This window comes from Streptomyces sp. NPDC005962 (genome assembly GCF_040629205.1).
Classification (GTDB): Bacteria; Actinomycetota; Actinomycetes; order Streptomycetales; family Streptomycetaceae; genus Streptomyces.
This window is the reverse complement of the sequence record NZ_JBEXVE010000015.1, coordinates 198,769-205,371: the sequence shown is the minus strand read 5'-3', so window position 1 is coordinate 205,371 and position 6,603 is coordinate 198,769. Positions and strand designations below refer to the sequence as shown.

At 72.2% G+C, this 6,603-nt stretch carries 6 protein-coding genes; 2 read left to right on the top strand and 4 right to left on the bottom strand.

The window, feature by feature from the left end; translation table 11 throughout:
* Nucleotides 1-453 precede the first annotated feature (453 nt).
* Both ABZ370_RS25025 and ptsP read left to right on the top strand, forming a co-directional pair.
* Entirely contained in the window at nucleotides 454-903 is a 450-nt protein-coding gene (locus ABZ370_RS25025) for a PTS glucose transporter subunit IIA (protein WP_358624879.1), read from the top strand.
* A gap of 95 nt (nucleotides 904-998) precedes the next feature.
* Nucleotides 999-2,669 (top strand): phosphoenolpyruvate--protein phosphotransferase, encoded by a 1,671-nt coding sequence (gene ptsP, locus ABZ370_RS25020; protein ID WP_358624876.1) that lies wholly within the window; start codon nucleotides 999-1,001, stop codon nucleotides 2,667-2,669.
* Nucleotides 2,670-2,743: 74 nt separating this feature from the next.
* Here ptsP and ABZ370_RS25015 read toward each other — a convergent pair whose 3' ends face one another.
* The 4 genes from ABZ370_RS25015 to ABZ370_RS25000 all read right to left on the bottom strand — a co-directional run bounded on the left by ABZ370_RS25015 (nucleotide 2,744) and on the right by ABZ370_RS25000 (nucleotide 6,593).
* Nucleotides 2,744-3,658, bottom strand: coding sequence for a hypothetical protein (locus ABZ370_RS25015; RefSeq protein ID WP_358624873.1), 915 nt, complete (start codon nucleotides 3,656-3,658; stop codon nucleotides 2,744-2,746).
* A gap of 85 nt (nucleotides 3,659-3,743) precedes the next feature.
* Nucleotides 3,744-5,030: an FAD-dependent oxidoreductase gene (locus ABZ370_RS25010; RefSeq protein WP_358624870.1), complete on the bottom strand. Its 1,287-nt coding sequence runs from the start codon at nucleotides 5,028-5,030 to the stop codon at nucleotides 3,744-3,746.
* A 10-nt stretch (nucleotides 5,031-5,040) separates the two neighbouring features.
* On the bottom strand, nucleotides 5,041-5,808 hold the full coding sequence (locus tag ABZ370_RS25005; RefSeq protein ID WP_358624868.1) for an amino acid ABC transporter ATP-binding protein: 768 nt from the start codon (nucleotides 5,806-5,808) through the stop codon (nucleotides 5,041-5,043).
* On the bottom strand, nucleotides 5,805-6,593 hold the full coding sequence (locus ABZ370_RS25000; RefSeq protein ID WP_358624866.1) for an amino acid ABC transporter permease: 789 nt from the start codon (nucleotides 6,591-6,593) through the stop codon (nucleotides 5,805-5,807). Before ABZ370_RS25000 ends, ABZ370_RS25005 begins: the two co-directional genes overlap by 4 nt.
* Nucleotides 6,594-6,603 lie beyond the last annotated feature (10 nt).

Here is a 6,603-nt window from a genome sequence, read left to right as displayed (position 1 = left end):
GATGTGGACGGGGTATCAACATATTTGGCGTTGACTTTTAGCACGCTGTTGAGTTCTCAAGGAACGGACGCTTCCTTTGAAACCGTATCACCGGTCTCTCCGGGCGCTCCCCTTCGGTGTTTCACACGCTATCAGACCTTTTTCCGCTTTCCGAATCGCTGTCTTTCGCACGGCATGCAAAAGCAGATCCGGGATTTGGATCAAGTGACTGTAAGGTGCCGCCCTCACCTGGACGAGGCCGCAGCTGACTGCGATGCTTCTTCCGGATGGGCAGGAGTAAGACAGTACAGCGCCTCACGCGGCGGTGGCAAATCGATTCGGGGGCCCCGGGGGTCTCCGGCCTGCGCCGCTTGTGCGGAATCCCAAGTTCCTATGACTTACCCTTCTGGGCAGTGCGCTGTCCGGGACAGGCGGTGACAGCGCGAGATGGATCTTCATCCCGGGAGGCTTCCCATGACCACCGTGACGTCTCCGCTCGCCGGGCGCGCGATCGGACTGACAGCGGTTCCCGATCCGGTCTTCTCGGGCGCGATGGTCGGGCCGGGTACGGCGATCGACCCGGTGCTCGAACCCTGTGTAGCGGTGGCCCCGGTCGACGGCATCGTCGTCTCGTTGCACCCGCACGCGTTCGTGGTCGTGGACGAGGAGGGGCATGGGGTACTCACCCACCTCGGGATCGACACCGTGCAGCTGAGCGGCGACGGCTTCGAGGTGCTCATCAACAAGGGGGACACCGTCAGGCGCGGCGACGCGATCGTGCGCTGGGACCCCGCGGTGGCGGTGGCCGCCGGCAAGTCGCCGATCTGCCCGGTCGTGGCCCTGGAGGCCACGGCCGACTCACTCGCGGCGGTCCGGGAGGACGGCGATGTGAAGCCGGGCGACACACTGTTCAGCTGGACGTGACCTCGACGCCGTCCGGAACCGGTCCGGGCGGCGTCGACGGCGAGTACGACATCCACCACGGCGGGGTTCCGCCATATCGACCGGGGACAGGTGACATGGAGACAACGCTGCGAGGCGTCGGCGTGAGCCACGGCGTGGCCATCGGCGAGGTGCGCCACATGGGCACGGCGGTGCTGGAGCCGCCGGCGAAGCAGATTCCGGCCGACGAGGCACCGCGTGAGCAGCAGCGGGCGCGCCAGGCGGTGGAGGCCGTTTCGGCGGACCTGATCGCGCGCGGCAATCTGGCGGGCGGCGAGGCCCAGGCCGTGCTCGAAGCGCAGGCCATGATGGCGGAGGACCCGGAGCTGATCGCCGACGTCGAACGTCGGATCGCGGTGGGCAGCACCGCCGAGCGCGCGGTGTACGACGCCTTCGCCGCGTACCGGGCGCTGCTGGCCGGGGCCGGGGAGTACCTGGCGGGCCGGGTGGCCGACCTCGACGATGTGCGGAACCGGATCGTGGCGCGGCTGCTGGGTGTGCCGATGCCGGGCGTGCCCGACAGCGACGAGCCGTATGTGCTGATCGCGCGCGATCTCGCCCCGGCGGACACGGCGCTGCTCGATCCGACCCTGGTGCTCGGCTTCGTGACCGAGGAGGGCGGGCCGACAAGCCACAGCGCGATTCTGGCGCGCGCCCTCGGGGTACCGGCCGTGGTGGCGCTGCCCGGTGCCAGGGAGCTGATCGAGGGCACCATGATCGCCGTGGACGGCTCCACGGGCGAGATCTTCGTGTCGCCGAGCGAGGACAAGCGGGCGGAGCTGACCCGGGCCGCCGAGGAGCGGCGGGCGGCGCTGGCCGCCTCGTCCGGTCCTGGCGCGACCTCCGACGGGCACAAGGTGCCGCTGCTGGCGAATGTCGGCGGTCCGGCGGACGTCCCGGCGGCGGTCGAGGCGGGCGCCGAGGGCGTGGGGCTGTTCCGTACGGAGTTCCTCTTCCTCGACGACAGCACGAAGGCGCCGTCGGAGGAGAAGCAGACCGAGGCCTACCGGCAGGTGCTGGAGGCGTTCCCCGAGGGCCGGGTGGTGGTGCGGGTCCTGGACGCGGGCGCGGACAAGCCGCTGGACTTCCTCACCCCGTCCGACGAGCCCAACCCGGCGCTGGGCGTACGCGGGCTGCGGACGCTGCTGGACCACCCCGACGTCCTGCGGACGCAGCTGACGGCGCTGGCCAAGGCGGCGGAAGGGCTGCCGGTCTACCTTGAGGTCATGGCGCCGATGGTGGCCGACCGGCTGGACGCCAAGGCGTTCGCGGACGCGTGCCGGGAGGCCGGGCTGCAGGCCAAGTTCGGTGCGATGGTGGAGATTCCGTCGGCCGCGCTGCGGGCCCGCTCGATCCTTCAGGAGGTCGAGTTCCTGTCGCTGGGCACCAACGACCTGGCGCAGTACACGTTCGCCGCGGACCGGCAGGTGGGTGCGGTGTCGCGGCTGCAGGACCCGTGGCAGCCCGCGCTGCTCGACCTGGTCGCGGCGTCGGCGGAGTCCGCGCGGGCCGAGGGCAAGAGCTGCGGGGTGTGCGGCGAGGCCGCCTCCGACCCGCTGCTGGCGTGTGTGCTGACCGGTCTGGGCGTCACCAGCCTCTCCATGGGTGCCGCGTCGATTCCGTATGTCCGGGCCACGCTGGCCAAGCACACGCTCGCCCAGTGCGAGCGGGCCGCTTCGGCGGCGCGCGCGGCGGACACCGCCGAGGACGCCCGGCGGGCCGCGCAGGCGGTGCTGTCCGGCGAGTGAGCCGGTGAGGTGAGCGGGTGCGGGGCCCGTCCCGCCGCGGTTGGCCGCGGTGGGACGGGCCCTTCGCCGTTTCGTCACCCCGTCTCGTCCTCGGGCCGGGGCAGCGGGAGGCCCGCCCGGTATTCGACGCCGTGCTCCGGCGGGATCGGCTCGCCGGTCCGCGCGTCGGTGCAGTACGCGGTGAAGACCTCGGCCTCGGTCAGCGGGCGCAGCCAGCCGTCGCGCAGCGCCCAGCCGCGCAGCGTGTCCGGGGCTCCGGGCAGGCTGGTGCGCAGGACGACGCCGCCGGGGCTCTGGGTGGCGATGCCGCAGGCCAGCACGGTGCGGAAGACGAGCGCGCCGGGTTCGGCGAGCCTGGGCGGCCGCCCTTCCCGCGTGGTGGCGTGCACCACGGCGGCCAGGGGCGTGTCGTCCACCGGGACGCTGCACACCAGGTGGTGCAGGCCCGGCCCCGCCGCGTCGAGCACGGCGAACAGCGCGGCGGCGGCGCGGTCGAACGCCGCGTGTGCGGTGCCGCCCCCACAGCCGCCGGGGCCGCCGCAGCCGCCCGCCCGGGCGAGCACCGCCGAGGCGTACTCCCAGGTGGCGCGCTCCTCGGCCACGGTGATCAGGCGCGGCAGCAGCTGGTCGAGGGGCTGGCCCTCGTAGACGACGGTGGCGCCCGTGGACGCCACCTCCGCCGTGTAGCGGCTGCGGCTCCTGGGGGTGTCCGGGTCGAGCCGGGTGTGCGCGCAGTACTCCTGGTACGCGACGGGGTCGAAGAGGGCGACGGTGGTGTGCACTCCCTGTGACGAGAGCGCGCGCAGCAGCCCCTCCATTGCCCGCAGGTACCGGGCGTGGTCGGCGAAGCCGAACGAGGCGTATCCCCGCATGGCGGCGAAGTCCTCCTCGGCGGCCAACAGCGCGACGGTACTGGGCACTTCCCTACGTAAGGCCCGGATCGCGGTGGGCTTCGCGCGGTGTGTGCCGCCGGTGTCGGTGTGCGCCATGACTCCCCCTCAGCGCGGACGTTCAGTGCTCACTCACCGTAACCGGGGGCACTGACAACGCTCCGGCGGACGCGTCATCGGGCTGTCAGCCGCGGAGCCGGTCGAGGCGGAACGGGGTGAGGGCGGCGGGGCGGCGGCCGGTGACGACGTAGGAGGCGAGTTCGCTGCCGGTGACCGGGCCGAGCGTCACGCCCAGCATGCCGTGGCCGGTGGCGGCGAAGGCGTTTCCGGTTCCGGGTACGCGGTCGATGACCGGCAGCCCGTCGGGCAGGAACGGACGGCCGCCGACCCAGGGGTCGCGGATCAGCGCCACCAGGTCGTCCGGATCGTCGAACCACTGGCCGAGGTAGTGGCGGCTGGCCCGTGCGACGGCGACGATCCTGCGCCAGTCGAGCCGGTTGTTGTTGCCGCTCAGCTCCATCGTCCCGGCGATGCGGGTGGTGCCGCCGATCGGGGAGGCCACCGCCCGGTGCTCGCCGAAGTACAGGGTGTGGGTCGGCGCGGGGTCGAGGCCGACGGAGAAGCTGTAGCCCTTGCCCGCCTGGAGCGGCAGCCGGTGGCCCAGGTCGCGCAGCAGGTCCGCGGAGCGCACTCCGGCCGCGACGACGACGGCCGAGCAGGGGATCTCGCCGGTGTCGGTGGTCACCGCGGTGACCCGGTCCCCGGCCCGGCCGCGCCGGAAGCCGGTCGCCGCCACGTTCTCGTGGACCTTCACCCCGGTCGCCGCGAGCCGTTCTTCGAGGGCCTGGGCGAAGGCCACCGGGTCCAGGACGCCTTCTCCGGGGACGAGGTAGGCGGCCTGGACGCCCGGTGCCAGCGAAGGGTCCAGGGCCATCGCCTCGGGGCCGGTGCTGACGTCGTCCGGGAGCGGGTAGCGGCCGTCCGCCATCTGCCGCTGGAGCTGGAGGTGGTGCCGTGCCTCGCCGGGCGACAGAAACGCGTGCACCATGCCCGGGCGGCTGAGGGTGGTCTCGACTCCCGCCTCGCGCAGCCCGTCGAAGAGGGCGAACGTGGTGCGGTTCAGCTCGGCGATGGCCGCGTAGCCGCGCCGGAACGCCGTGGGCGTGCTGCTGCGCCAGAAGCGCCACAGCCAGCGTACGAACGCGGGGTCCGGCAGCGGGCGCAGATAGAGCGGGGAGTCCGGTCTGCCGAGGGAGCGCGCCGCGTAGCGCAGTACGCCCGGGGCGGGGACGGGGGTGGAGTGGCTGAGGCAGACCCACCCCGCATTGCCGCGGGAGACGCCGGAGCCCACTCCGCGCCGTTCCACGATCTCGACCGGCAGCCCGTGTTCGGCCAGGTAGTACGCCGTGCACAGGCCGACCACCCCGCCGCCGACGACCACCACCGGACCGCTGCCGTGCATGGTGTCCATGACGTGTCCCCTATGCGCCGACGACGGCGGTGGACTCGTAGGTGGTCAGGAACGCCCGGGTGCGCGCCTGCTGGGGCTGTCCGAGTACGTCGGCGGGCGGGCCCGCCTCGATGATCCGGCCGCCGTCGACGAAGGCGACCCAGTCGGACACCTCGCGGGCGAAGGGCAGTTCGTGGGTGACGAGCATCATCGTCATCCCCTCCCGGGCCAGCTCGCGCATGACCCGCAGGACTTCACGGGTCGCCTCCGGGTCGAGCGACGAGGTGGGCTCGTCGAAGAGCAGCACTTCGGGCTTGAGCGCGAGGGCCCGCGCGATGGCGACGCGCTGCTGTTCACCGCCGGACATCTGGTCGGGGTGGGCGAGGCCGCGGTGGGCGAGCCCGACCCGGCGCAGCAGTACGACGGCGCGCTCCAGGGCGGTGCGTTCGGGGACGCCCGCCTTGACCTGGGCCAGCATGACGTTCTCGACGGCGGTCAGGTGCGGGAAGAGGTGGAAGCGCTGGAAGACCATGCCGACGGTGCGGCGCAGCCGGGCGAGGTCGCGGCAGACGGTCCGTCCGTCGCTGTGGACCGTCTCGCCCGCCACCTCGATGGTGCCGGTGTCGGGGCGTTCCAGCAGGTTGACGCAGCGCAGCAGGGTCGTTTTTCCGCCGCCGCTCTGGCCGATGACGCTGACGATCCGGCCGCGCGGTACGTCGAGTGAGACATCGTCGAGGACGCGGCGTCCGTCGAAGGACTTGCCGAGGTCGGTGATCCGTACGACGGCGTCGGTGGTCATGCCGTCGCCTCCTTCGGGGACGGGGTGTCGGCCAGGGCGGGCGTCTCGGCGAGGGCGGGCGTCTCGGCGAGCAGGACGCGGGCGGTGCGCAGTCGGCGCCGCCGTCGCGGGGTGAGCGGCTTTCCGGCCCGGATGGCGCGCTCCAGCGCGAGCAGCAGTTGGGACAGCGGGTAGCAGAGGGCGAAGTACACGGCCGAGATGACGAGGTACACCTCCAGTGCCCGGAAGGTGGAGGAGGTGATGAGCCGCGCCTCGGACATCAGCTCGGCGGCGGAGATCGTGACCAGCAGGGAGGTGCCCTTGAGCAGGTCGACCAGCATGGTGTTGGTGCCGGGCAGTGCCAGGCGCAGGGCCTGTGGGAAGACCACGTGGCCGAAGACGCTCAGGCGGCTCAGTCCGAGCGCCTCGCCGGCTTCCGTCTGGCCGTCGTGGATTCCGCTGATGGCGGCGCGGAAGATCTCGGACAGATAGGCGGAGTAGAAGACGATGAGGCTCAGGCATCCGGCCGTGAAGACGTCGAGCCGGATGTCGACCGAGCCCAGGCCGAAGTAGGTCAGGAAGATGATGGCGAGCAGGGGGATGTTCTTGAACAGCTCGGTGTAGACGGCGGCCAGGGCGCGCAGCGGCCATACGCGGCTCAGCCGCAGCAGCGCCACCGCCAGGCCGAGGAGGGCGGCGCCCGCGAAGCTGACGGCGGTGTACGAGACCGTCTTGAGCAGGGCGTCGAGCAGATCGGAGCGGTAGTCGGACCAGGGGACCTGGAAGAGTCCGGCGGCGGTCGTCACGGCGGTGGCC

What these genes read in the sequence shown, in the direction of transcription:
- ABZ370_RS25025 (WP_358624879.1), top strand. Translation starts at nt 454, where the DNA reads ATGACCACCGTGACGTCTCCGCTCGCCGGGCGCGCGATCGGACTGACA.
- ptsP (WP_358624876.1), top strand. Translation starts at nt 999, where the DNA reads ATGGAGACAACGCTGCGAGGCGTCGGCGTGAGCCACGGCGTGGCCATC.
- ABZ370_RS25015 (WP_358624873.1), bottom strand. Translation starts at nt 3,658, where the DNA reads ATGGCGCACACCGACACCGGCGGCACACACCGCGCGAAGCCCACCGCG.
- ABZ370_RS25010 (WP_358624870.1), bottom strand. Translation starts at nt 5,030, where the DNA reads ATGGACACCATGCACGGCAGCGGTCCGGTGGTGGTCGTCGGCGGCGGG.
- ABZ370_RS25005 (WP_358624868.1), bottom strand. Translation starts at nt 5,808, where the DNA reads ATGACCACCGACGCCGTCGTACGGATCACCGACCTCGGCAAGTCCTTC.